The organism is Nostoc sp. CALU 546, from assembly GCF_048836525.1.
In genome coordinates, this window is sequence record NZ_JAWJTF010000042.1 from 32,754 (window position 1) to 56,572 (window position 23,819).

Annotated in this window: 15 protein-coding genes; 5 read left to right on the forward strand and 10 right to left on the reverse strand. The window is 42.5% G+C overall.

Annotated elements, in window-relative coordinates; translation table 11 throughout:
* Positions 1 to 88: 88 nt before the first annotated feature.
* Positions 89 to 2,305 (reverse strand): hypothetical protein, encoded by a 2,217-nt coding sequence (locus tag RRG12_RS20730; protein ID WP_420760563.1) that lies wholly within the window; start codon positions 2,303 to 2,305, stop codon positions 89 to 91.
* 528 nt (positions 2,306 to 2,833) lie between these two features.
* Here RRG12_RS20730 and RRG12_RS20735 point away from each other — a divergent pair.
* Positions 2,834 to 4,003, forward strand: coding sequence for a glycosyltransferase family 4 protein (locus RRG12_RS20735; RefSeq protein WP_069070506.1), 1,170 nt, complete (start codon positions 2,834 to 2,836; stop codon positions 4,001 to 4,003).
* 65 nt (positions 4,004 to 4,068) lie between these two features.
* The gene (locus tag RRG12_RS20740; RefSeq protein WP_420760564.1) at positions 4,069 to 5,208 is read left to right on the forward strand and encodes a glycosyltransferase; all 1,140 of its coding nucleotides are present in this window, start codon (positions 4,069 to 4,071) and stop codon (positions 5,206 to 5,208) included.
* A gap of 133 nt (positions 5,209 to 5,341) precedes the next feature.
* Here RRG12_RS20740 and RRG12_RS20745 read toward each other — a convergent pair whose 3' ends face one another.
* Entirely contained in the window at positions 5,342 to 6,598 is a 1,257-nt protein-coding gene (locus tag RRG12_RS20745; RefSeq protein WP_069070504.1) for an alkaline phosphatase PhoX, read from the reverse strand.
* Between the two features lie 239 nt (positions 6,599 to 6,837).
* Here RRG12_RS20745 and RRG12_RS20750 point away from each other — a divergent pair, with 239 nt between their 5' ends.
* Together RRG12_RS20750 and RRG12_RS20755 are read left to right on the forward strand one after the other, a co-directional pair.
* Positions 6,838 to 7,236, forward strand: coding sequence for a hypothetical protein (locus RRG12_RS20750; RefSeq protein WP_069070503.1), 399 nt, complete (start codon positions 6,838 to 6,840; stop codon positions 7,234 to 7,236).
* Positions 7,237 to 7,590: 354 nt separating this feature from the next.
* The gene (locus RRG12_RS20755) at positions 7,591 to 9,966 is read left to right on the forward strand and encodes a tetratricopeptide repeat protein (RefSeq protein ID WP_420760565.1); all 2,376 of its coding nucleotides are present in this window, start codon (positions 7,591 to 7,593) and stop codon (positions 9,964 to 9,966) included.
* Between the two features lie 45 nt (positions 9,967 to 10,011).
* Here the strand turns inward: RRG12_RS20755 and RRG12_RS20760 are convergent, their stop codons facing one another.
* The 6 genes from RRG12_RS20760 to RRG12_RS20785 all read right to left on the reverse strand — a co-directional run bounded on the left by RRG12_RS20760 (position 10,012) and on the right by RRG12_RS20785 (position 19,491).
* The gene (locus RRG12_RS20760) at positions 10,012 to 11,367 is read right to left on the reverse strand and encodes a Rieske 2Fe-2S domain-containing protein (RefSeq protein WP_420760566.1); all 1,356 of its coding nucleotides are present in this window, start codon (positions 11,365 to 11,367) and stop codon (positions 10,012 to 10,014) included.
* Between the two features lie 289 nt (positions 11,368 to 11,656).
* Entirely contained in the window at positions 11,657 to 12,868 is a 1,212-nt protein-coding gene (locus RRG12_RS20765; protein WP_420758009.1) for an endonuclease, read from the reverse strand.
* Positions 12,869 to 13,635: 767 nt separating this feature from the next.
* Positions 13,636 to 14,256, reverse strand: a complete 621-nt coding sequence (locus tag RRG12_RS20770) for a HEAT repeat domain-containing protein (protein ID WP_420760567.1) — start codon at positions 14,254 to 14,256, stop codon at positions 13,636 to 13,638.
* Positions 14,257 to 14,318: 62 nt separating this feature from the next.
* On the reverse strand, positions 14,319 to 16,241 hold the full coding sequence (locus RRG12_RS20775) for an eCIS core domain-containing protein (protein WP_420760568.1): 1,923 nt from the start codon (positions 16,239 to 16,241) through the stop codon (positions 14,319 to 14,321).
* 147 nt (positions 16,242 to 16,388) lie between these two features.
* On the reverse strand, positions 16,389 to 18,140 hold the full coding sequence (locus RRG12_RS20780) for a DUF4157 domain-containing protein (RefSeq protein ID WP_420760569.1): 1,752 nt from the start codon (positions 18,138 to 18,140) through the stop codon (positions 16,389 to 16,391).
* A 184-nt stretch (positions 18,141 to 18,324) separates the two neighbouring features.
* Entirely contained in the window at positions 18,325 to 19,491 is a 1,167-nt protein-coding gene (locus tag RRG12_RS20785) for a hypothetical protein (RefSeq protein WP_420760570.1), read from the reverse strand.
* Positions 19,492 to 19,672: 181 nt separating this feature from the next.
* Here RRG12_RS20785 and RRG12_RS20790 point away from each other — a divergent pair, with 181 nt between their 5' ends.
* Positions 19,673 to 20,383, forward strand: a complete 711-nt coding sequence (locus RRG12_RS20790) for a Uma2 family endonuclease (RefSeq protein ID WP_334981622.1) — start codon at positions 19,673 to 19,675, stop codon at positions 20,381 to 20,383.
* Between the two features lie 120 nt (positions 20,384 to 20,503).
* On the opposite strand, the gene RRG12_RS20795 is transcribed toward RRG12_RS20790, so the two are convergent.
* The gene (locus tag RRG12_RS20795; RefSeq protein WP_420760571.1) at positions 20,504 to 22,498 is read right to left on the reverse strand and encodes an ATP-binding protein; all 1,995 of its coding nucleotides are present in this window, start codon (positions 22,496 to 22,498) and stop codon (positions 20,504 to 20,506) included.
* The gene (locus RRG12_RS20800; RefSeq protein WP_420760572.1) at positions 22,495 to 23,766 is read right to left on the reverse strand and encodes a DUF4255 domain-containing protein; all 1,272 of its coding nucleotides are present in this window, start codon (positions 23,764 to 23,766) and stop codon (positions 22,495 to 22,497) included. The genes RRG12_RS20795 and RRG12_RS20800 overlap by 4 nt, the downstream gene beginning before the upstream one ends.
* Positions 23,767 to 23,819: the final 53 nt, after the last annotated feature.

Consider the following 23,819-nt stretch of genomic DNA (forward strand, 5'->3'; position numbering starts at 1 on the left):
GCAATCCTGAATAAACAAGATCCCCGACTTCTTTGAGAAGTCAGGGATCTGTGGCTTGGTTAAGCTTACAGGTAATTGCTGTAAATACTCACCCCGCCAGCCGATAAATAATCACTTTCCCTTTCCAATTTTCTTCTACAAATACTAAATACTCACCATTTGAACGACGAAAAGCGCGGATACCATAGGGTATATCAATCCAGCCACTTTCGCTACCAACTTCTGGGCCTGGTTTTAACAGTTGTACTTGTACTCCCATTGTGGCATTGTAGACATATACCTCTGCGGTTTTAACGGTGACAGCAAATACATAGTCTCCCGCCACACTTATGGACGCTGTAGATACTTCGCGTTTGCCAGTGGTGTCGTAGGGAATCACAATTCGCCACTTGGGAGTACGATTTCCTTTACTCCAGTTGTCAAAACGGGCAATTTCAGATCCAGCAACTCCAGCATCGTCACCGAATGCAGGGTGATCTACCGTAAAGCCTGACAAATACATACTATCTGTTTCGGGGAAATATTCGATCCGCCGCAAGTCGTTAAATATGTTGGGAGTAGTTTGCTTTTCTATCGAACTATAGCTGTAGATGGGGTTGCCTTTAGGATCTATTCCCTGTAAAGGATAGTGGCGAATGCCATCTTCGGTTCGCAAAGCTTTCCAAACATCTCCTTTGCTGTCTACCCACCAGCCGCCGATATAGGGATAATCTTTGCTGGTATCATATTCGTCCTTTTCAAATTTGCCATTTCCGTTGCGATCGCGCCAGATCCATTCTCCTTGTTTTGGTTGATGCGGTGGCCAATTTCCGCTAATAAATGGTTTGTCTGCGCTATTAGTTCCGACAAACATTCCGGCTGGGATGGCTACTTTACCATCTGTATCTGGGTTAAAACGATATATTTGCAGAAAGCTGTTATACATATCTGTGAGGAACAAAAACCGCTTTCCTTGGATGCGGCGAACAAAGGTTCCATCTGGCGATGTATGCAGACGTGGATCTTGAGGATATTTGAAAGCATTTAAAGTATAGGCTTTGTAAGTCCATTGCTTACCAGCAGGCTTACTGTAATCCATCAGATAGTGTTCTTGTTTGGTGAATACATCTACACCATCAGTTTTAGGATCGGCATCTGCATTATCGACGAATATCAATCCCAGCGATCGCCAAATTAGTTTTCCTGATGGCGAAAATTTCCGCAAATCTGTTCCTGATTTGTTGAAACCATTACTATTTATGTAGATATTGCCAGAAGCATCTGTACCAACTCCGGTAAGTCCGTAAAGTTTCAAATCTCGAACTTCACCAGGAACTCCTGCATAGATACCGCCTTTACAGCCGAAACTACCTAGCTGTACTGGCTTATCTTTGATGTCATAAATCAACATCTGCTGACGCGGCCCATTTTCTGCCACTAACAGCTTACCTTGATGATTAATTGCGATCGCACTTGGTTCAACGATATCTGCAATCTCTTGGGATAATTGCTTTCCACTCTGGGAATAATGTAAAATTTTCGCAGGTTTACTACCATTTTTACTTTGAATAATCCACAGATTTTTTTGTGAATCAATAGTTATTCCTCCCGGATTAGCAACGGTAAAGCTGCGGAGTTCTTTCATCGTATCAGTATCATAAACACGAATCCGGTTAGCAGCAGAATCACTCACATACAACTCGCTTCCCAAAGTTGCTAATCCAGTAACTTCACTTTTAGTACTGGTAATCAACATACTTTTATCCCAGCCACGCCCTTCAGGAAACGGTGCAGGTTTTCCTGTCAAATCATAGCGTCTAACAGAATACCAAGTTGTTCCTTCTGGTGGGTAATCTTCTTTTGTATTGCCCCTCGAACCTTGAGTCATGGCAATGTAAATATATTTACTATTTGCTGTTACAGCTTTGCCACCACCACGACTCCAGCCGTGAGTATCCCCAAGAGCACCAATAATCTTACCATCTTTATAGATTCCTGCTTCTGTTCCCGCTTCATCCCAATGGCTGTTGGTATAAACTGTGCCATCAGGGGTAACATACATGGCCTCAATATTATTTTGTATCCGTAGATTTCCACTGCCAATAGTATTACCTATCCACGATGTTTTATAGGTAAGCGTGGGTGTTCCAGTTGTCGCCCAGTCTGTTGTAATGCCAATGGTAGTAACAATGACTCCAACAGTCAGACTGAGTAAAAAATTAAAAGTTTTACTTCTTTGTAAATATCTAGGTTGAGATAATTTTTTGATGTGCTGATTGAGCTTGCGACGGAGTTTTTCTAACTTCGCCAGTAATTTATTTATCATATAATTTTTCAGCTTTTAATTATTTATATACAATCATTGATCATAAAATCCGTACAAAAATATAACTATTTTTAACTTGACAATATGTAGATTGTGTAAGGACGTTGCATCTAAAACTTTTGATTAATCATTAATATTTACTCCTCGTATTATTTTTTACTTCTTTGTAAATAAAAATGGTAAATATTAATACAAAATTATTTGATGTTAATTTATTGTTGGTACTTTTTTCCTTTCCCTATATACCTCTCATCTTCCTTGACTTGCAGGTATCATATATGTCGTGGTCGGTACTCTCTAGTTAAGAAAAACACAGACTTTAATTCCTTGTTGACGTTGGCAGATAAATAGTTTATAAATTGGTGTTCTATAAAAAATATGATTGCTAATGTGTATTCGTAAGTTATTGTGATTTAGGTTTTGATAAAACACGCTTGATAAAAAAATATCTATTTTTTTATCTGCATCGGAAGCATGAGATTTTTATATTATTCAAAAATACTCAAAAAATTATAGGACACACATTAAATGGAAAGTAAAAAAAATAATTTGGATTCATCCTCTGCATCTATTCTCACTCTAGGATTAGGCTGGTTTCCCAAAAGTCCTGGAGGATTAGAAAGGTATATTTATGAACTAACCCATAAATTAGCAGCAAATAAAGACCAGGTTGAATTATGTGGAGTCGGTTTACCAGAGGATGAAATAAATTCAAGTATTAAGCTGACTAACTTAGCTTATGTTGATAGTCCGATTTGGCAAAGATTATGGTCAATTCGCAATAACTTTAAGAAAACAAGAACAAGCAAACCAGATGCTATTAATCTGCACTTTGCATTATATAGCTTTCCTATTTTAGATATTTTACCAAAGGGAGTACCAGTTACTTTTAACTTTCATGGCCCTTGGGCTTCTGAGAGTCAGCAAGAGGTAGTTAATAAAAATCTTAGTCTTTTGATCAAACACTGGCTAATAGAACAAAAGACTTATAATCGCTGCGATCGCTTCATAGTTTTGAGCAAAGCATTTGGTAAAATTCTACATGATAAATATCAAGTACCGTGGAGCAAAATTAATATTATTCCTGGTGGAGTTGATATTAACTGGTTTCAGCCAAATTTATCACCCCAGGAGGCTTGTGCAAAGCTAGGCTGGCCTAGTAATCGCCGGATAATATTTACATCACGCCGCTTAGTACATAGAACCGGAGTTGACAAATTATTACAAGCACTGGCTATAATTAAGCCCAGAATACCAGATGTGTGGCTAGCGATCGCAGGTCGTGGTCACATTCAAGCCGCACTACAACAACAGGCTACAGAATTAGGACTAGATGACAACGTTAAATTTTTAGGTTTTCTCCCTGATGAGCAATTACCTATAGCTTACCAAGCTGCTGAATTGACTATTATGCCTAGTCAATCTTTTGAAGGATTTGGATTAGTAATAGTTGAATCTCTAGCCTGTGGTACTCCTGTTTTATGTACTCCAGTTGGAGGAATGCCAGAAATTTTATCAGAATTTTCACCCGATTTAATTACTACTTCAACAGAAGCCTCAGCTATTGCTGAAAAATTAGAGCAAGCACTATTGGGAAATATCCCCATACCTTCACGATCAGCCTGTCGCCAGTATGCAACTACACACTACGATTGGAATCAAATTGCCCAACAAGTACGCAATATTTTATTAGCTTAAAGAAAATTGATTGTAATAGATTACAAGGGCACTGTGTGGGGCAAAATAGATAAAATAGAGGTTTTATGAGAATTCTTTTTTTAGACCAAAGTGGTAAACCAGGCGGTGCCGAATTATGTTTAATAGATATTGCTAAACCTTATGGCGCTAGCGCTTTGGTAGGTTTATTTGCAGATGGCCCATTTAAACATTTACTACAGCAAAATCATATTCCAGTAGCAGTTCTCGCTACTCAAGCAATCCAAGTTCGTAAAGAAAGCAGTTTGGTACAAGGATTAAAAAGTTTGGGACAACTTGCACCTCTAATTACTAAGGTAGTTAAAAAAGCCCGTGAATACGATTTAATCTATGCCAATACTCAAAAAGCATTAGTTGTAGGAGCATTAGCAAGTTTTTTCAGTCGTCGTCCTCTGGTATATCATTTACATGACATTCTTTCCAAAGAACATTTCAGCCAAACTAATCTTCGCATTGCTGTTAACTTAGCTAATCGTTTTGCATCATTAGTAATTGCTAATTCCCAAGCTAGTAAGATAGCCTTTGTGCAAGCAGGAGGACGTAAAGATATCATCGAAGTTGTCTATAACGGCTTTGATCCAAAAAGTTATCAAACTGATGAGTCTGAAATTAAGCAATTACAGCAAAAATTAGGATTACAAGGAAAATTTGTAGTCGGACACTTTAGCCGTCTTGCACCTTGGAAAGGGCAGCATATTTTAATTGATGCTCTTGCTAAATGCCCGTCAGAAGTGACAGCGATTTTAGTGGGTGATGCACTGTTTGGTGAACAAGATTACGTCCAAAAGTTACACCAACAAGTTGCCCAATTGGGACTAGAAAACCGCGTCAAATTTTTAGGATTTCGTTCTGATATTCCCCAGTTAATGACAGCTTGTGACTTGGTGGCACATACCTCTACTTCGCCAGAACCCTTTGGTAGAGTGATTGTTGAGGCGATGCTATGTAGAAAACCTGTAGTTGCAGCCAAAGCTGGGGGTGCAATGGAATTGGTAGAACATGGACTTAATGGTTTTCTAGTGACACCAGGAGAACCCCAGGAACTTGCACAAGTAATTATCACCTGTCTTCAGGAGACAGAAATAACTGCAACTATAGCCAATAATGCTCACACTATGGCTAGTCGGCGTTTTGATGTGGCAACTATTAATCAGCAAATTGCCCAACTGCTATCCCACAGATTCTAGTAGTCTGTCCCTTATAAAAGTTTGTAGTAAGCACTTAAGTGCTTAAAAATCCAGGACTAAAGTCCTTACTACAAACTTTTATAACCCTTCAGAACTAATGGGACAGACCAGTAGGTTGAAACAGGACGTAGCGTTACCAGGGCCCCCAAATAGCAAAGGTTATTCCTGGACTCTGGGTGTTGACAAACATCGTCTGACCATCGGGGGAGAAGCAGACACCGGCAAACTCTGATGTGTTGAGGGCATTCTTAGCAAACTTATAAAGACTGCCACTGGGAGTAATGCCCAGAATGTAATCCGTTCCATCCCCATCTTCACAGAGGAAGATGTCCCGGTTGGGGAAAACCACAAGATTGTCTGGATTGTCTAGCACACTAGAATTGTTGGGTTCAATATAGAGTTCAACGGTATTATTAGCGGGCGAATAACGCCAAATCTGCCCATTTCCAGAACTACTACCACTCTTGCAAGTGAAGTAGACATAACCACCGCCATAAAAGATGCCTTCCCCACCTGAAAACCTGGCGGCACCGCTGTTATACCCTGCTGTTCTGACAGTATCAGATGTGGGATCAGGATTGCTAATCTGTACCCAGTTCACCGCCCTAGGCGTATTTTTTGGGAAACCCGTAGCTGTGTTGATTCCAGACGACCCTATAATCCTTAAAGCGTATAGCGTGCCGCCAGCACTCAGGTTGTTAGTTTGGTTGGGAATGAAGCGGTAGAAAAGCCCATTACTCCGGTCTTCTGTCATGTAGATATACCCTGTGTTCGGGTCTACAGCAGCAGCCTCGTGATTAAAACGCCCCATAGCGGTTAGTGGGACGGGGGTGACAAAAGTATTTGCACTACTGGGAACTTCAAACACATAACCATGCTTCTTGCCGTTATTGGTTTCAAAAGTTTCCTCGCAGGTTAACCATGACCCTGAAGGCGTAGGACCACCAGCACAGTTGCGAATAGTTCCAGCTAGGACACCTCGATGTTCTACCAGGTTACGGGAAGAATTAACAACCAATTTAGTACAACCGCCCCTCCCATTTGTGTTGTACTTGCTGCCATTGGGAGCGCCCACACCATTGCCAGAAGTACCGAGTTCATGATTGCGAATTAGAATCGTATTGCCATTAGACCCAGCAAAAGCACCCATACCATCGTGACCACCCGGCACTAAGTAACCATCATTCATCGTTTGGCCTGTTTCGGATAGTCTGCGGTAAGTGAATCCAGCTGGCAAATCTAATACTCCGTTGGGGTCAGTCACTAAATTGCCGTAGGGGCCCGCAGCGATCGCAGGTTTAGCATAGAATGCTTGCAAAGGAGATAGTAGGACGGCACCTGTAGCAGATGCCCCTGCCAGGGTAAAAAACTGACGTCTCGATAAATTCAATGTATGCTCCCTGATGTTTTGGATGAGGCTTAATTTGTTGCAAATAGCTAGCCTCAATTATCTAGGAAGAGTAGATTTTTTTAATTAATAAGAGGTTAAAAAAAGATTATTCAAGGCATTAAAGTAATACAATTTTATAAACTTATCTCTTTAATGTTTTTTCTTCGGAAAATGATTATTGGTGTGTAATAAGTGAAGTCTCACTTCTATCGTTACAATTGTGTAAAATTAATACAAAAATGACCAAGTTACAAATTGGCTCTCCATCAGAAACAATAATAGACGCTCACAAATACTGGAACGCCACTGGTATTTTTCTAGAAATAGGAGCAAGTTATACTTTTGAAGTACAAGGAGAACAGTTTTGGTATGATGCCAAGATTAGAAGTGATGCAGATGGGTATACAAAACCGTGGCTACGTTGGGCTGAGATGTTCCGCAGAAAACCAAACGAAAACTGGTTTTCCCTAATTGGGAATATTGGTCAGTCTAGTGAACAAGATTTCTTAATTGGGAAGAAATTGGATAAATATAAAGCTTCTTCAAGTGGGGAGTTGTTTTGTTATGCCAATGATGTTCCAATAATGTATTTTAACAATCATGGAACTTTAATTTTGACTATTACAAGATTAAGCTAATTGAAGAAGAATTCAGAAGCCAGAATTTAGGAGTGGAGCCGGAGACGCTGCGCTATCCGCTAGTCGTACAGAACTCATTCTGTTAGCGGATAGCTAAGGTTTAGCCCATTTTGACTCCTGACTCCTGAATTCTGTTCGATACAGCACTTCCGGCGGCTATGAGGTACAGCCTCAAAGCTGAAAGCTATGATAGGAGAGAGGTAAGAAGAAAATTGTATTGCATAATAGCCGGAAGCGCTGTAAAAGTCGGGAAAAAAGTCGGGTTCACAGAATCTTATCCGAAAACTCCCGCAACATAACTGTAAAGTGATTTATAGTTGTCCCTAAAATCTGAACTCCCCTTGTCGTTACACAATGGACGCTGAAGCAGCATTAGCATGGTTAGACGCCACAATTCCCCCTCAGACTGGGGAACGGTTGAGCGATTTGCAAAAAGTGATTCTTGTGCAAGTTTGGTTGGGTAGAAAATACTTGGATATCGCTCATGCTTACGGTTGTACGGAAGGACACGCCAAGGATGCTGGTTCTCAGTTATGGAAGCTGCTTTCTAAAGTATTGCGAGAAAAGATAACCAAAAGTAATTGTCGCGCTACTTTGGAACGGGTTCTGAGAAAAACTACTGCTATATCATCCAGTCTGATTGATTACTCGCGATCGCACCAACTCACCCCAAAATTAGAGGATACCAATTTTATTGGACGAACAGCTGCGATCGCTCACCTGAATAATTTGGTAAATCAAGGTTCGAAAGTCATTGTCATCCAAGGTGAAGGCGGTTTAGGGAAAACTACCCTAGCGCAGCAATATCTGCAAACTCAGGGGTTTGATTTAGTTTTAGAACTGCTGATGGCGAAGGAAACGCAAAATATCACTCCCGCCGAACGAGTAGTAGAGGAATGGCTCAAACAAGACTTTGATCAAGAACCTGGGGTAGAATTTGGCGTAACTTTAGGAAGACTCAAGCGCCAACTCCACAATCGGCGAATTGGGGTGTTAATTGACAATTTGGAACCTGCACTGGATCAACAAGGTGGGTTAATTGCTTCTCACCGCAACTATGTAGAACTATTGCGGGTGTTGGCTGATGCCAGGGTGCAATCTGTTACTCTAATTACTAGCCGCGATCGCCTTTGTGAACCTGGGCTAAATGTGAATCACTATCGGCTTCCTGGTTTAGATCAAAGCGCATGGCAACAGTTTTTTAGCAACCGTGGGTTAGTCATCAACTCGTCAACCTTGCAAATCATGCATCGCACATACGGCGGTAATGCGAAAGCAATGGGAATTCTCTGCGGTTCAATTCAGGAGGATTTCGACGGTGACATGGTTCTTTATTGGCAAGAAAATCATGCTGATCCTTTAGCAGCAACCGACTTAAAAAATTTAGCGGTTAGTCAAATTAATCGTCTGCAAGCCCTCGATCCTCAAGCATATCGCCTACTTTGTCGTTTGGGATGTTATCGTTACCAAGATATACCCAGCATTTCATCACAAGGGTTATTTTGTTTACTTTGGGATGTCCCACCTGATCAACATCGCCAAATCATCGTCTCCTTGAGAAATCGGTCTTTGGTGGAGTGCGATAAAGGTGAATACTGGCTGCATCCGGTGATTCGGAAAGAAGCGATCGCACGTTTACGTCCCAGCGATGAATGGGAAATTGCCAACCACAAAGCCGCAGATTTTTGGACAGCTAGCGTTAAGCAAATTGAAACCTTTAAAGATGCTTTACAAGCTTTAGAAGCATATTATCACTACATAGAAATTAACGAATTTGAGTTAGCAGGAAAGGTCGTTCTCAAAAGCCGAAATAATCAATGGCAACAGTTTTTGCCTCTTGGTAGTACCTTGTATCGGATGGGTTTAATTCAACCGATACTTGCGGCAATTAATCAAGTTGTTAAAAAACTCGAAAATGACCAAAATCTTAGTGAACTTTATAATATATTGGGCGATTTATATTGGATAACAGGTAAGATTAGTCAAGCGATCGCCTGTCAGGAAAAGACTATTACTCTGGCAACCCAAGCACTCAAATCACTTGTACCTCAGCCAGAAAATAAACATAAAGTTTACTATTTGAGAATGCTAGAAGTAGATTCTTTATTAAGTATTGGTCTTTACCAAATAGATTTGTGGGAATTAGAGGCAGCCGCAAAGTTGTTTCAACAAGTAATTTACCTGGCTCAAAATACCGAACATCATCGCTGGGCAGAGAAAGCTTCAGTCTGTTTAGCTTTAGTATATTCTTATTTAGGTTTGCGTGATGCCTCATATCAATTAGCAGATGTAGCTTATGAAAATATTACGAACGAAAAATTGGTAGAACAGACTGGAAGATTTGTCTATTTCATGCAAATTTTGGGTCAAACCTATGTCAATTTAGGAGACTTTTCCCAGGCTAATCAAATATTTCACCAAGCCTTGATATTTGCTGAAGAAAGTCACTATATGCAGGTAAAAGCCAAAACACTCAATGGTTTAGCAGAAATCTATCGACAACAAACAGATTTTGCATTAGCTCTTGCTAATCATACAGAAGCAATCGAACTTTTGGATAAAATAGGTGCAAAATGTGATCTAGCAGAAGCTTATTTTCAATTAGGTTTAACAAATCAAAAGATGGCCAAGCCTGATGAAAGTCAAATGAATTTTAATAGAGCAATTCAGCTATTTACTGAAATCAAAGCACCGAAACAAGTTGAAAAAATTTTCAACTTGCGGTGCTGAAATTTGTGTCACAGTAATTGAGTGGCGTAGTGCAACGCCAATTTATTAATGGTGACTGTAGGAATCCTCAAATTGGGTTTTGAGTCTTTGAGCCATAACTGCCAAAATAATGAATGCTACAGCAGCAGACACCGCTGCTATTTTTATTCCAGAAGCATCTGTAAGTATTGCTATAGCCGCGAAAGCGATCGCAACTCCCACGCAGCTTTGTTGTAATCGTTTGGTTAACTTATAAGCTTGGCTACAGGAATTACAGATAAGTGTGTGTTGCGAAAATCGGTCTAAGGGTTTTAAATCTTTACTATCTTCGCTACTATCAATATTTTTTGCAGTGGAATAACCTTGGTAAAAAGGCAAAGACGAGCCATATTTATCTAACCACTTGCGATATGCAACTACTAATACATCTGATGTTTTGAGCGGTAAATACAATTCTTGTAAATTTTTTCCTAGCCGCTCAATTTGTCCCTGTTGTTCAACAACTATTGGCATATCACCTTCCAATACTTTGTTGCGGATCATTATATGATCTACCCAAGGAGGCATCAACTTCGTCTTAAAATCAAAAAAGTTACTATAATTTCTGACGAAAATCCGACATCTATTTTTACCGAGGGGAATTGAATACAAACCAGATCCCCAAAACTTGCTTTCATGTCCATGACCAATTCTGTAAAGAACTAAGTTGGGAGCAACAAAATCTAACAAATGCCAAGGCTGATTGGGGGTTTTTGTCTTGCGATACCTTCCACGAATTCCTTGATGGGAACTCTCAAGGACTTCCATATCTAGTGGTTGAGCTTCAGTGCGATCGCTAAATATGCCCTCATGGCTAATAGGAATATGCGCTGGGTCAATAACGTTTTCAATAAAATAGCTTTGGTCATAAGGTAAGTCTCGCATGTAATCTAAGTGAAAACATCCCGGTTTATCCAAATCTGGTACAGTTGGTATTAACTCATCAACAGCTGTTTCAACTTCTCCAGCCCAAATCCAAATCATTCCTTGACGTTCTATAACTTTAAAAGATGAGACACAAGCACTAACAGGAATTTTCGCCTCTGTTGCTAACTGGGGAATATGCAAACATTGACCATCTTGGCCAAATTGCCAACCATGATATAAGCACTCTATTCTACCGTCAATAATTTGTCCATCAGATAGTCTAGCTGCACGGTGGGGACAACAATCTGTTAAACAAATAATCTCTCCATCTGTGTTTTTGAATAAAACAAAAGGTTCATCGTATAGCGAAAAGCTATAAGGGCGATTTAGAGGCAAGTCTTGCAGCAAACAGACAGGATACCAACATTTTCTCCAATTAAATTCTGATTGAGATTCAAGAGTCTCGAAAGCAGAATTTATTGGTGTTACCTGTATTTGTTTTGTTTCTAATGTCATAGTTTTCTCCAGAGTTTTATTAGTCTATGTCCTTAGAAAGAATTATCCCAATTTTGTAGCTGTGGCTGCATTTGTTAGTAATTTAAGTTTTCTCTACGAAACTTTTCTAAGAGTATGTTTGAAAAGTCCTCTTCTCGGTATCAAAAGTTTTAGATCCCCCTAAATCCACGCCAGTTGCTCATGGGGGAAACCCCCAAGACCGCACTGGCTCCCCTTAACAAGGGGGACTTTAATTCCGGTTCCCCCCTTTTTAAGGGGGGTTAGGCTTTCAAGGGTAGGTATTTAAAAATCAGGCAGTAGAGAGGGTGATTTGAGAGACATGGAGTTGTGGAGTCAAGGAAGGCCAAGGTTCAGGGAAAAAGCTACCTTGAGGTAGGGGAAGACGATTAAGAACGGCAGCCTTAATCACTAAAAATCCACGACGGAAACATGAGAGACAACGATGGAAGACACTATTTTTCAAATTGCGTCGTGCAACGTGGGTTTGTGGTAATTCGTCTAAACTACTAATAGGCAAATTGGCATCAATAGCACCTCCAACACTAACCTGCCATAAAGTAGCGATTGCGATCGCTAACCAATGTCTCTCGGCTCGTTTGGTATCTGTCATTTTAGTTTGATGCCAAGCAAAACCACCTCTTTTACCGTCTTTAAATAGACATTCAATCCAAGAGCGCATCGAATACCAACAAGCATCCGCAACTTCGGGTTGTAAATCGGTGAGAATTAACCAAGGTTCGGCATAGCCCTCGTCATGACGGGCTAACAATGTACATTCAATCGGGTTACTTTTGAAACAAGTTACCAATGACTCAAATGACTGACCAACTTCTCGAACAAGAGTATTTAGAGGTAGCCAAGAAACAGTACCTTTAATTTGAAACTGCCCCTGAAGGTTAATCCGCATAAAAGGATGCCAACCACAGTTCAAGATTTGTTGATACAACCACTCAGCATAAAGCCCTCTATCTGTGGTGACAATTACAAACCAATCTGGTGGTACAGTTTTGTCTATATGGCGAAATAATTCTTCCCAGTGAGGTTTCCAACTTCCAGGAATGGTAGCTTCAACTATTTTCCAGGCAATTGGAATTCCACAGCCACGGTAAACAATGCTAATTGCTAATACAGTAAAGCGATCGCTTAAAGTTGAAGCATCTGCTGCCAATGCTAGACGTTTTTCACCTTTAGGCCAAAGACTTAGAATCCAAGATAGTAGTGGACTAAAACAAGATGTCACATCCAATGAAGTTCGACCAGTTTTTGTTTTATCTTCTGCGTCTCGATACCATTCCCGCAGTTGCTGACGTATAGTATTCTCCTTTTTACCCAGTAGTTCTGCTAAAAATACTGAAACCGTTGTCAGTCCACTTGATTGGGTCATTACTATCCCAAAAGTCCACATTGCCAGTACAACAGCTTGAGGTTTTGTGAGATTTGGCATTTTTTCAATTACTTTTCTAGTCCATTCTCTTAATTCCTCGCTTTTTCCTACTTGCATTCACCCTCCTGCACCCGTAGTAATTCTGCTGATAAAAGCTAGATAGTATTTTACCTGCAAAAATACGCCTTTATTAAATACCTACCCTTGAAAGGGGGGGTTAGGGGGGATCAACAAGTGCCTAAAATCACAGACAATTACTTTTCAAACATCCTCTAAGATTAACAGTACAAATTAACCATCACTATATTTACTAGTGAGGTGTTTATACTTATAGCAGAAGGCAGAAGGCAGGAGGCAGGAGGTAAAAGTATTACTATTCCTAGCCTTGGGGTTTTCAAAACTTCCTAACCTATGTGGCTACGGCTATAATTTTCTGCAATTACAGCAGTTTTCTTTTACATGAAGTACAAAGTTATGGGTTTTGAGCCAGAAAGCAGAAACTCTTGGTGTTTGATTTTAAGTCCTGCATTTTGTACTGGATTTACTTGAAAACTGCTGTAACTTACTGAAGAGTATCTCAAATGCTTCTTCTACATTCAATTTTTTAGGAATATTTACAACCCACTTCGGCGTCAACAAAGGTGAATTTGCTGACAAAAAATTAAATAATACAGAGGCAACACAAAACTTTGGGTTTATCTTATACCAATTTAATGTGAAGTTGCACATATCTTGATCCCCCTAAATCCCCCTTAAAAAGGGGGACTTTGAATTCCCCCCTTTATAAGGGGGGCTAGGGGGGATCGAATTCTATGCAGCTTCATAAAGAATTGGTATTAGTGCCATTCCATCCATAGTCTATGTCTTAATATGATTGGCTACAGCTATACTAATTCTTTGCTCAACCATTCCTCCCACTGTTGAGCAGCTTTGTCGCGTTCTGCCTTTGGCCCTACGGGATCATAACTTCCTAAACTCTGCCATAACTGATTCCAGTCTTGCCCTTGGGGTAATTTACTCACCACAGCTTTAACAATCAAAAAAGCCCGTTCACGAGTCAAATCATTAGGTGCTTGTAGCAAAGGAACAACCAAAGGCAAAACTTCTTTTCCCCCCCGCATTAAAGGATACATCGAAGCTGTGTAGGGATTGTGCAGGATGTCAGGGTAATCGTCAAGGGTGGCAACCAAAGCGGCCAATGAACGTTTATCCCCTAATTGGTGTAGAGCAGTGGCAGCACGGGCACGCACTTCTGGATTAGTGTCATGGGTAGCTTGGAACAAAGCATCAGCACTAGCGGGGTCGCCAATTTCGCTCAGTCCTTCAGCAGCAAGCCGACGGGTACGGGGGTTGGAATTAGTCAAGGCTTCCAACAAAACGGGGGTAGCTTGTTTGCCTAAACGGATCAATTCACCCAAAGCTAAACCGCTAGTGTCTTGATCTGTGGAGTAGAGCCGTGCTTTGATCTGCTCTATAGGCGTCGCGGTAGCGTCTTGATTATTCATATACAAATTTCCTCCAACTAACAGTATCAAAACTGTTATGAATATTCCTGCCGTTCTCCAAATCACGGTGTCGCTCCTCCTCCGGCTGGTGCTGCTGGTGCTGCTGGCACATGCCTAAAGTTCAAAACGACCCGGCGATTACCCCGACGATTCGCTTCTGTATCTTGGTTAGTAGTCGCATCAGGGGTAAAGTCTTCGGTTGCTCCAGAGCCGATAGTGACAGCACTAATCTGAGCTTCAGCTACACCCTTAGCACGCAGGGCTGCCCCAACTGCTTCGGCTCTGCGTAAAGACAGATCCAGGTTGTGCTGCGATGCACCACCACGCCTGTCGGCGAAACCTTCAGGAGTCACATTTACATCAGGGAACCGCTGTAGATAATCCAAGAATGTATCGATTTTACTTGTTTCGCTGGAACTGAGTTGGTCGCTGTCGAAATCAAAGTAAAAAATTACTGGTTCGTGTACGTAGAAATCCCGATGCTTCTCCAAAGCTGCATCAAAAGTTGCAGATTGCCCTTCTTGTGCTGACGCATTATCATTCTCAACTTTACCGGCACGAATCTGGAAGCCCCAATGAAGCGCACCGTAAGTTGTCATGGTGTCTTCTCCCTTAGCCACCGTCTGAAAGTCGAAGTTGAACTCACCAGCTCCTCCAGGGGCGTCCGTTAGCTCTGCTGCTTTGATATCGCTGGGATCATCCGAGCGTTTGTAACCGATAGTAGCTCCGCTTGCACCACTGGAAGAAGGCCGCGAAAGTCCAGGGGTTGCAGGATTGGGTTGGGCTGGGTCATTACCAAAGGGATACTGAGCAGGTAAAGCACTTCCGGCTGGGGCATTGGTTCCTGTACCACCGTGGGCAGGTGCATCATTATGCAGTACATCAGTGAAATATCCGCCCTCAACTCCTGTGGTGGCATCAGCAGTGGTGCGTAGGCTAGCACCACGAGCCGCAGGTAAAGATTGAGGTTCGACATTTGTGCCTGTAGCATTTGTCAAACGCACAATCTGAATCAGTCCAATTTGGTTAGAGTAGGGAGCAGTGGTTTTGGGTTTGAAACGAATAGTAATCGGTAGACTTGCACCGTTTGGTGTGGCATTTACCTCAAAAGTACCGTGAGTCAGGTCGTATGTAGGGTTAATTGCCCGTTGAATTAATTTTCTCTGGGCTGCACCTGTCTGCTGTACTACATGAGTCAGTTCATGGGCGGTTAATGCATCATTTCCTGGTGACTTACCTGCACCAAAAAAAATGTTTTGCTTGTGCGTAAACGCCTGGGCATTCAAATCCCGATTCATTTGTACCGCTTCATTGCCTGTATGTACCCGCACTTGACTAAAATCAGCGCCAAAGCGGGGTTCCATAAAGGAACGTACTGTATGTGGTAGCGGACTTCCTCCACTTTCACTGCTGTTTAGCCGAGTTTCAAAATTGTCTCCAGTCTGGAAGCTGCCATTTGTAGCGAGTTGTAGCGATCGCTTTGTTTGCAATTCTTCTTCCTCTTCTGGCATTGCTTCCCTTTGCACTAGGGGAGTTATAGCAGCTGCTAAAGGCTTGGTTTGCACTTCCTCTTGAGTCTGTGTATCCGGCAAATCTATGGGCTGAGGTTTAGCCATTCGCATGATTTGATCGGCGACTTTATCGGCTTCCTGCTCATAATAGTCGTCTGGCGCACCAACTGTAAGTTTTGCCTGGGGACGATGCAAGGATATGCGACTAATGTCGTGATTAAGGGGCTGTTGTTTGATGGCTTGTGGTTCCAATAATTGCTCATCAACAGACTGCACCTCTTGAAGGTCAATTGATGCCTCAGTTAGTCTTTGAATTGGAGGATTATTTGTTTGTAAACCAAAGCCACGTGTTGGAGAAGCTAGTGTAGGAATAGTTGAGGAGGCAAGGGCGGGATTTGTAAAAGTTGATGTGGCTGATTTTTGGCGCCCAAGCGTGTGTAGACTTCCAGTGGCTTGTCGTCCGACATCGCTCATCTCACCTTCCCTCCATCAATATTCTTGGTAACAGACATTATAGAATTTGTCTAGTTGCGCTCGCTATCGACTTAAGTGTAAAGTGCTGCGATCGCGATCGACGATTCACTATTTGTATTAGGAAATTTTCTGGTGGGAAAATTAAGCCTAAAAGTAGGAATTATCATCTGGTTCACCTCTCCATTTTGGACTAGCAAATGTAGGTTTTCCATCGGGTTGAATATACAGAGGAAAATCTCCTTGTGTCGTATTGCCATCCCAATTCCAGTCAGTAGAGTAAGTGTGTTCTCCATGTCCATTGTTGCCTGCATGGTCAATTGTCGGGCCGCTACCTGTCAAATTGATCGATAGTGAATCACCATAGCCAATTGACATTGAAGAACCCCGGCGCATACTTCCACCTCGGAATTGTCTCACATCCATCTCTTGTCCCCGGCTCGGTGGATCTAAGTTCGGGATTTGAGCCGCATCACTACTTAATTGCAGAGTTTCCTTAATAAAAGTTCCTCTCAGATTACTAAACTCAACTGCTCCAACAGTACCGATTGAATCTGCGGTGTGATCTCCACTGTCTGACCAGATATACTCTACGTTGGTTAGTGTTTTTTGGTTTGTATTGAGTAGTGTTTCAACCTGCAACTGAACTTCTGCCTTTACAGCTTCTAAAATGGCTAAATCCAAAGTGCCACCAGATTGATTAGGTGAATCGGGAGCAGCTGGTGCTGGAGTTGTTGGGGTTGGGGCTGGAGTTGCTGGGGTTGGTGTTGGAGTGGCTGGGGTTGGCGCTGGCGTTGGGGCTGTTCCCTGAGTCGGTGGAGCTAAGGGTACATCAGGATGTTGTCGTTTCCAGTGACTCACGTAGGCATTAATCAGACGATACTGAGTAATCAACTGTAGCTTTTGTTTATCTACAGGTGACATATATCCATTATCTAGTTGAACGCTTTGGACACCGCTTTGTCCAGGAGCAAGTGCACCTCCTACTTGTGCTGCGGCTTGAAGACCTTGAATTGTTGCTGCTGTTACGGTTGCTGCTGCTGCTGCTGATTCAGTTGCAAGAGTACCACCCCAAGCAGTTATTGCACCTATCACTGGTAAAGCATTTTGTACAATTGGCTTTTGCTGGACTGCGTTGCTTACAGTTCCGTCTATTTTCTGGGCTTGAATGGACTGCTTGCTGTCTACCTCAGAGCTAGCTGCCGCCTGATTACCTAGCATATCGGCTTCTGCTTCTAAAGCCTGGTCTTGCACAACTATAGAATTCCCTTCTCCAGACAGTTGTGGTATGTTGACCCGCCCTTGTCGCTGTTGCACTACATGAGTTAATTCATGTCCAATTAAAGCTTGACCAGACTGGCTTTCCGGGTCGTATTTGCCCTGAGCAAAATGTAAATTATTACCAGATGCGAAAGCTTGAGATCCTAACTTTTCGGCTTGACCGTCTGTATGAACTTTTACATCTGATAAATCTGTACTGAATGCCGTTTGCATCTTTGCCAGCAAAGGCTCTGGAAGATTTTGTCCACCACTAGGAGACACAACATCGACTCCATAGGAGGCATTTTTTATACCACTTCCCTGGATGACTGCATTTTCTGGTCTATTCACTACGCCTTTGTTCAAGGCTTTTTGTGGACGCAATGACATGCGACTAATGTCATGACTTAGGGGTGATTGTTTGATAGCTTCTGGTTCTACTAGTTGCCCATCAACAGAATGCGCCTCTTGAAGGTCTGGTGATGCCTCTGTTACTCTTTGTAGACCAAAGCCGCGTATCGGGTTCGCCAGTGTCGGAATACTTGGTGAGGTAAGGGATGGATTCAGAAAAGTGGATGTATTTGCTTTCTCACGCCCAAGGTTACCTGGACGCAAAGCGGCTTGTCTTTGGACATTGCTCATCTCAACTTTCCTCCATATACCGCTAACACATAGGATACAATTTGTCTGCATCAAATCCTTATGGACTTTAGTATAAATTATCCTATTTCACACCTGAATCTAACTTCTCAAAAATCCTTGGTTTATTAGCTTTTATTGCTTCTCTACCCAGAACCCGCTTCTATAATATTTGCAACTACTTGAATCATCGCTGACCAAGAACACCGGGTTCTGGTTGAGGTGGGCCACCGATCGCAGTAGGAGAAGACGCACCAAAACCTAAGCTGGGAGGTAACAATCGTCCGACATCTACATGCATTCCTAACATCAGGTTGTCGCCACCTGTGTTAATTTCCAAGCGCAACCAGTTCAATCCAGGTACGGGTAACGTCCGTCCATTGAGTTGATCGAGTGCAAACCGTCGAGCGGTTGGATCGGAAAGAACGCCTGCTAGCGCTCCAACTCCAATTAAGGCTGTAGTGCTAACGACACCAATCTGCTCTCCTGTGCTTAAGCGTCGCCAGTCTTGCTGAATGCGATCGCTTGCTTGTGTTTGCAACGAAGTCAAAGCACCATCGATCGCAGGAACAGCCATAATTGCTTGTACCAAATCCCCTGCGGTTGCAGTTCGGGAAGTGTCTGGCCCCGCACCCGCAGGTACGGTTGGAGAAGCCGCAGGTACGGTTGGGGCGGCAAATGGGTTGGGTGTGCTAGGACTACCAGCCCCCGGAGTAGGTAAGACTCCTAAATTTATCTGATTTAGGAAAGGTCGAATTGTTGCCGGATTCAACTGCTGCTGGACATGCTGCATGATCATCGCTTGAAACTGGGGATCGAGTTGCAAATGCATATCCATACCCAGTTTATAACGTGAGGTAGGGTCGGGAGGTTGCAGTAATGAAGGGGGAGTCAGTTGGTAGTTGGGAACAGGTGGTAAACTGGTGCTTTCGTCTCGTTGGATTACCGAAACATTTCCGTCCTCACAAGCAACACTTTGGCGCTGCAAAATTTCTGGGATAATTTCTCCTCCCCGACTAGCTACCCAATTTGTTTCCGGCTGATCAGTATTTCCTAGTTGATGTTTTGCCTGTGGATGAAACAGCGATATTCGACTAATGTCATGACTAAGGGGCTTTTCTGAAATAGCTTCTGGTTCCAAGGATTGCTCACCAGTAGACTGCACTTCATGAAAGTCCTTTGATACCTCAGTTGCAGTTTGGATTGGGAAATTATTTGTGATGCCAAAACCGCGTGTTGGATTTGCCAGCGTTGGAGATGTTGGTGAGAGAAGCGATGGATTTGAAAAAGTGGATGTACCTGCTTTCTTGGGCCCAAATATGCGTAGGCGTAGCCCGTCGTTGACATCGCTCATCTCACATCCTCAAGCACATTTTTGGATCAAATTATACAGTTTGTTTCGTGGCGATCGCTATCTACTTAAGTAGAAATTATTCTTTGCCAGCAGTGGCTCTGTGTAAGCAAGACTTATAATCATAGAAAGCGGTGAATGAATTGGGTTAAGTTAGATTTATCTTGTCAAAATAAAAATTATTATGTCTTCTGCTCAAGATTTAGGAATAATTTTAGAAGACACACCAGAAGATGTTATATTTCCTCCTGGTGATTTATACAGTGATGAACCACCTTTGGAAACAGAACTTCACTTGCGGCAAATACTGCTGTTGATTCAGTGTTTGGAATGGTTGTGGCAGGAGCGTCAAGATTTTTACGCTTGCGGTAACATGACGATTTATTACAGTCCGCGTCAACGCAAGTCTGAGCAATTTAGAGGCCCCGACTTCTTTGTAGTTTTAAATACCCAACGCAAAATACGCAAAAGCTGGGTAGTTTGGGAAGAAGATGGCAAATACCCAAATGTGATTGTAGAGATTCTTTCTGACAAAACAGCTGCTACTGATAGAGGGTTGAAAAAGGAAATCTATCAAGATATTTGGCGGACTCCTGATTATTTTTGGTTTGACCCGGTAAGTTTAGAATTTAAGGGATTTCATTTATTAGATGGTCGTTATCAAGAACTGCAAGCAAATGAAGCAGGTTGGTTATGGAGTCAGCAATTGCAGTTATATTTGGGAGTTTATCAATCGAAGTTGCGCTTTTTCACTCCCGATGGACAACTGACGCCCACACCAGAAGAAGTAGCACACCAAGAACAGCAACAGCGTCAACAAGCTGAACAGCAACTTGCCCAAATGGAGTCCATGCTTGCTCGCTATCGGGAAAGATTTGGTGAATTACCAGAGTAATACTATTTTAGATTTTGGATTTTAGATTTTGGATTTGGAATTGCCTTGGTGCGTCTGGCTTGGTGTGAATCCATCTGTCGCAATCATTTTTCAAATTGGTATAAGGTCAAAATTGCCAAATCACATCCATCCTCCAACTTCCGCATCAGTCAAGGGTTTCTCCAACTTACTATATTCTGTTTGAGCCGCCCGCAATACGTGTTTCATTTGCACTGGTTCCCCAGCATCGGCTGCCAAAAAAGCGGCATTTAAGGCTATATTACGGATATTACCCCCAGCGACATTGAGCCGTGCTAGTTGCAGAGCATCTAAGTCTGCGGTTGGGGTTTCGGCTGGAAAGACGCGTCGCCAAATTTCCGCTCGTTGCGTTGTATCTGGGAAGGGGAATTGCACTACAAAGCGAATCCGCCGCAGAAAGGCTGTATCAATTGAACTCTTCAGGTTGGTAGTTAGGACTGCTAAACCTGGGTAGCTTTCCATGCGTTGCAATAGGTAGCTAACTTCAATATTGGCATAGCGATCGCGGGCATCTTTAACTTCACTCCGTTTACCAAATAAAGCGTCAGCTTCATCAAATAACAAAATCACTCCACCTTGTTCTGCTGCATCAAACACCCGGCGCAGATTCTTCTCTGTCTCGCCAATATATTTGCTGACTACCGATGATAGGTCAATGCGATAAAGGTCGAGGCGCAATTTATGGGCCAGTACTTCTGCTCCCAATGTTTTACCAGTGCCGCTAGCACCTGCAAATAGAGCGCTGATTCCCAATCCCCTAGCACTTTTGGCACTAAAACCCCAATTGTTATATACAGTACTACGTTGGCGGACATGAGCCGCAATTTCCCGAAGAATTTGTTTCTGCGCCTCTGGTAATACCAAGTCCTCCCAATCACCCGATGGCTCAATCCGTTGGGCGAGTTCATCTAAGCGCGGACGTGCTTGCACACGGCAAGCATCCCATAAAATATCGCTGATATTATCGTTGTCTGGTGTTTGTGCTAACTGTCCTGCGGCTTCTGCACAAGCTGCGTGGATGGTTGCAGTACTTAGGTTAAACTGATCCACTAGGGTTTTAACTTGCCCGTTCATTTGCGGTGCGATGGTACTTAGTGCATCTTGCCAAACAGCACCTTGTTCTTTGCTAGTTGGTTGATATACGTCAAAATTAACTACTAGGCGTTGTGATAAGCCGATGCGTTCCCGACTAGTAACGATTAAAAAGCCCTTTGTGCGTTCGATAAAACGAGCGATCGCATTTAGCCGCGCTGTATCATTGGTATCCAGTTCGTTGCAATCTATGAGTAAAGCGGACTTACTTAAAATCGTCTCACGAGTCCACAGGCGGATGAGATTATCCAACTCGCTAGGTACTAATGGAATGACTTGTGCAGGCATTACCCACAGGTTTAAACCTTGGAGTTGACAAATTTTAGCTGCGATCGCACGTTTACTAGTAGTTTCTTTACTACATAACTGAACAACTGGCAAGCTTTTAACCTTGTAAGCTTGTGACCAAACTGCCGCTATTCGCTCTGCTAAATCTTGGTGGGAGGGTACTAAATCACTAATCTCTTGTAATGGCTCAATGATGCCAGCCAAGCGTTCGTCAAGATATTGAATGCCCGTGAGATAATGTAAAATCCGCTCGTCAATTCTTAAGGGACTGAGGGTCAGGGCATGACCATCACCAATCTGAATCAATCGCCAATGACGTAAGGGAGCATTTGGAGCGATCGCATCCCAATGGACGTTCGGTAAAGTTGCCAGAGCTAAACTTAAGGTTGGGTAAGCTCGTTGCAAATCCCCATGCATTGTACCACACAGTTTCGCAAAATCTCCATTCAACTCCATACCTGCACACAACAGCAATAAATCACGTTCAAAGGATGAGAGGCTAAACATTTTGCATATTCTCTCCAATGTCGATGGTGCAGGCATAGCAGCAGCAGCTTTCTGTAACGCTTGCTGTAAATTAGCTTGCTTTTCCTCCTCTGGTTGATTTTGCTCTTTTGCCGTGTGATTTTCTAAAATACCACGCACCACGGCTAGGGCTGCTGATAAGTAGCAGTAGTTTGCTTCATCCCAATTGCAATTAATTGTTGTCGGATTCATAAAATTGTCACCTGTGGCGAATCATAAGCTCCAGACTGATTCTTGAACAGTGGACTTTCCGCTCCATCTACGTGCACCCGGACAATATAAGTTCCTGGCTTCACGTTTTTAACAGTAATCGTAACTACATCAGTATCTTCAGTGCGTGGTGCAACCAAAAAAGAGTAAGTTACCGGACTATCACCTGATACCTCATTGAGTAGTAAAACTACCCGCTGTGCCTTACCTACTTTAGGTTGGAATTTAACAGTAATTTCTGCTGTGCGTAAATTGTCGCCGCTATTTTCCACTTGAGCGACAAATGCTGTAATTGTTGGATGGAGAACAAAAGCCGCAACGTTTGATTCAACTAGATGATTTGTTTGCCCTGCATTACCCATTGTCAGATGGACAACTTGGATACCCTGTACGCTTGCGTATAAATCTGGCGGGACTAACAAACTGATTTGCGTTTCTTTTACTTCTTGAGGTACTAGTAATGTCTCCGTATTACCCAAACGAACTCGTGTGATTTCACCGCGTAACCGTTTACCACGAATTACTAATGTAGTACCTGCAACAATCATTTGATCAGTCTTTGCCGGAGCTATAACTTGCTCTATACTCGGTTGAGACAAAGGCATCATGGAGAAACCTTCAGACTTATCATTGCTACTTTCAATCAATACCATTGATGCCAGATAGGTAGCTGAAGGTCGATAGTGCGTTTGTAAAGCAGACCATAACTTAGAAGTTTCTTCCATATTAAAAAACTCTGGAGTCAATTTTATCTGCCCAATTTGTTCAGCTAAATCGGATACGGACACAGTTGCTACAGCTTGCGAAAAAGCACTTGAGGTATTGGTTGTAGATGCATTTATTAAAGTATTCTCAATAATATCTGATGTGATAGCTGGTGTTTTATGTAATAATTGCATTGCGTATCCCAGTAATAGCTCCGCCTGAAAATCTTTGGCTCCGTAGGCTGTTAGCAAGTAGTGGAGGTCAAGAGCTAGTGGTGGAGTTGGAGAGCGCGGGTTTCCATTAATACGCGAATGCCTACTCCGAAATTCTTGAGATACCCAATCGACATTGCGATTCTGCGTCACTTGATAGAGAAAGAGGTTGATTTGGGCACGCTCGTCAGCTTCAACTGAAATTCGATCAGGCGGTAAGGCAGTTACAATCACATCACCAACACTAGCAGCGATCGGATCGCTGACTAAACCATTTTCCAGCAAGACTTTAAGTACTGCTGTCACTGCGGCTATAGAGAGCACATTACTCATCCTTATTCCTCATGGCAATAGCACATATTAATCATGTACGCCAGAGCACATTG

Excerpts from the sequence above, each read along its gene's own strand:
- RRG12_RS20775 (WP_420760568.1), bottom strand. The coding sequence starts at position 16,241 with ATGAGCGATGTCGGACGACAAGCCACTGGAAGTCTACACACGCTTGGG.
- RRG12_RS20730 (WP_420760563.1), bottom strand. The coding sequence starts at position 2,305 with ATGATAAATAAATTACTGGCGAAGTTAGAAAAACTCCGTCGCAAGCTC.
- RRG12_RS20755 (WP_420760565.1), top strand. The coding sequence starts at position 7,591 with ATGGACGCTGAAGCAGCATTAGCATGGTTAGACGCCACAATTCCCCCT.
- RRG12_RS20760 (WP_420760566.1), bottom strand. The coding sequence starts at position 11,367 with ATGACATTAGAAACAAAACAAATACAGGTAACACCAATAAATTCTGCT.
- RRG12_RS20735 (WP_069070506.1), top strand. The coding sequence starts at position 2,834 with ATGGAAAGTAAAAAAAATAATTTGGATTCATCCTCTGCATCTATTCTC.
- RRG12_RS20800 (WP_420760572.1), bottom strand. The coding sequence starts at position 23,766 with ATGAGTAATGTGCTCTCTATAGCCGCAGTGACAGCAGTACTTAAAGTC.
- RRG12_RS20790 (WP_334981622.1), top strand. The coding sequence starts at position 19,673 with ATGTCTTCTGCTCAAGATTTAGGAATAATTTTAGAAGACACACCAGAA.
- RRG12_RS20765 (WP_420758009.1), bottom strand. The coding sequence starts at position 12,868 with ATGCAAGTAGGAAAAAGCGAGGAATTAAGAGAATGGACTAGAAAAGTA.
- RRG12_RS20770 (WP_420760567.1), bottom strand. The coding sequence starts at position 14,256 with ATGAATAATCAAGACGCTACCGCGACGCCTATAGAGCAGATCAAAGCA.
- RRG12_RS20795 (WP_420760571.1), bottom strand. The coding sequence starts at position 22,498 with ATGAATCCGACAACAATTAATTGCAATTGGGATGAAGCAAACTACTGC.
- RRG12_RS20740 (WP_420760564.1), top strand. The coding sequence starts at position 4,069 with ATGAGAATTCTTTTTTTAGACCAAAGTGGTAAACCAGGCGGTGCCGAA.
- RRG12_RS20780 (WP_420760569.1), bottom strand. The coding sequence starts at position 18,140 with ATGAGCAATGTCCAAAGACAAGCCGCTTTGCGTCCAGGTAACCTTGGG.
- RRG12_RS20750 (WP_069070503.1), top strand. The coding sequence starts at position 6,838 with ATGACCAAGTTACAAATTGGCTCTCCATCAGAAACAATAATAGACGCT.
- RRG12_RS20785 (WP_420760570.1), bottom strand. The coding sequence starts at position 19,491 with ATGAGCGATGTCAACGACGGGCTACGCCTACGCATATTTGGGCCCAAG.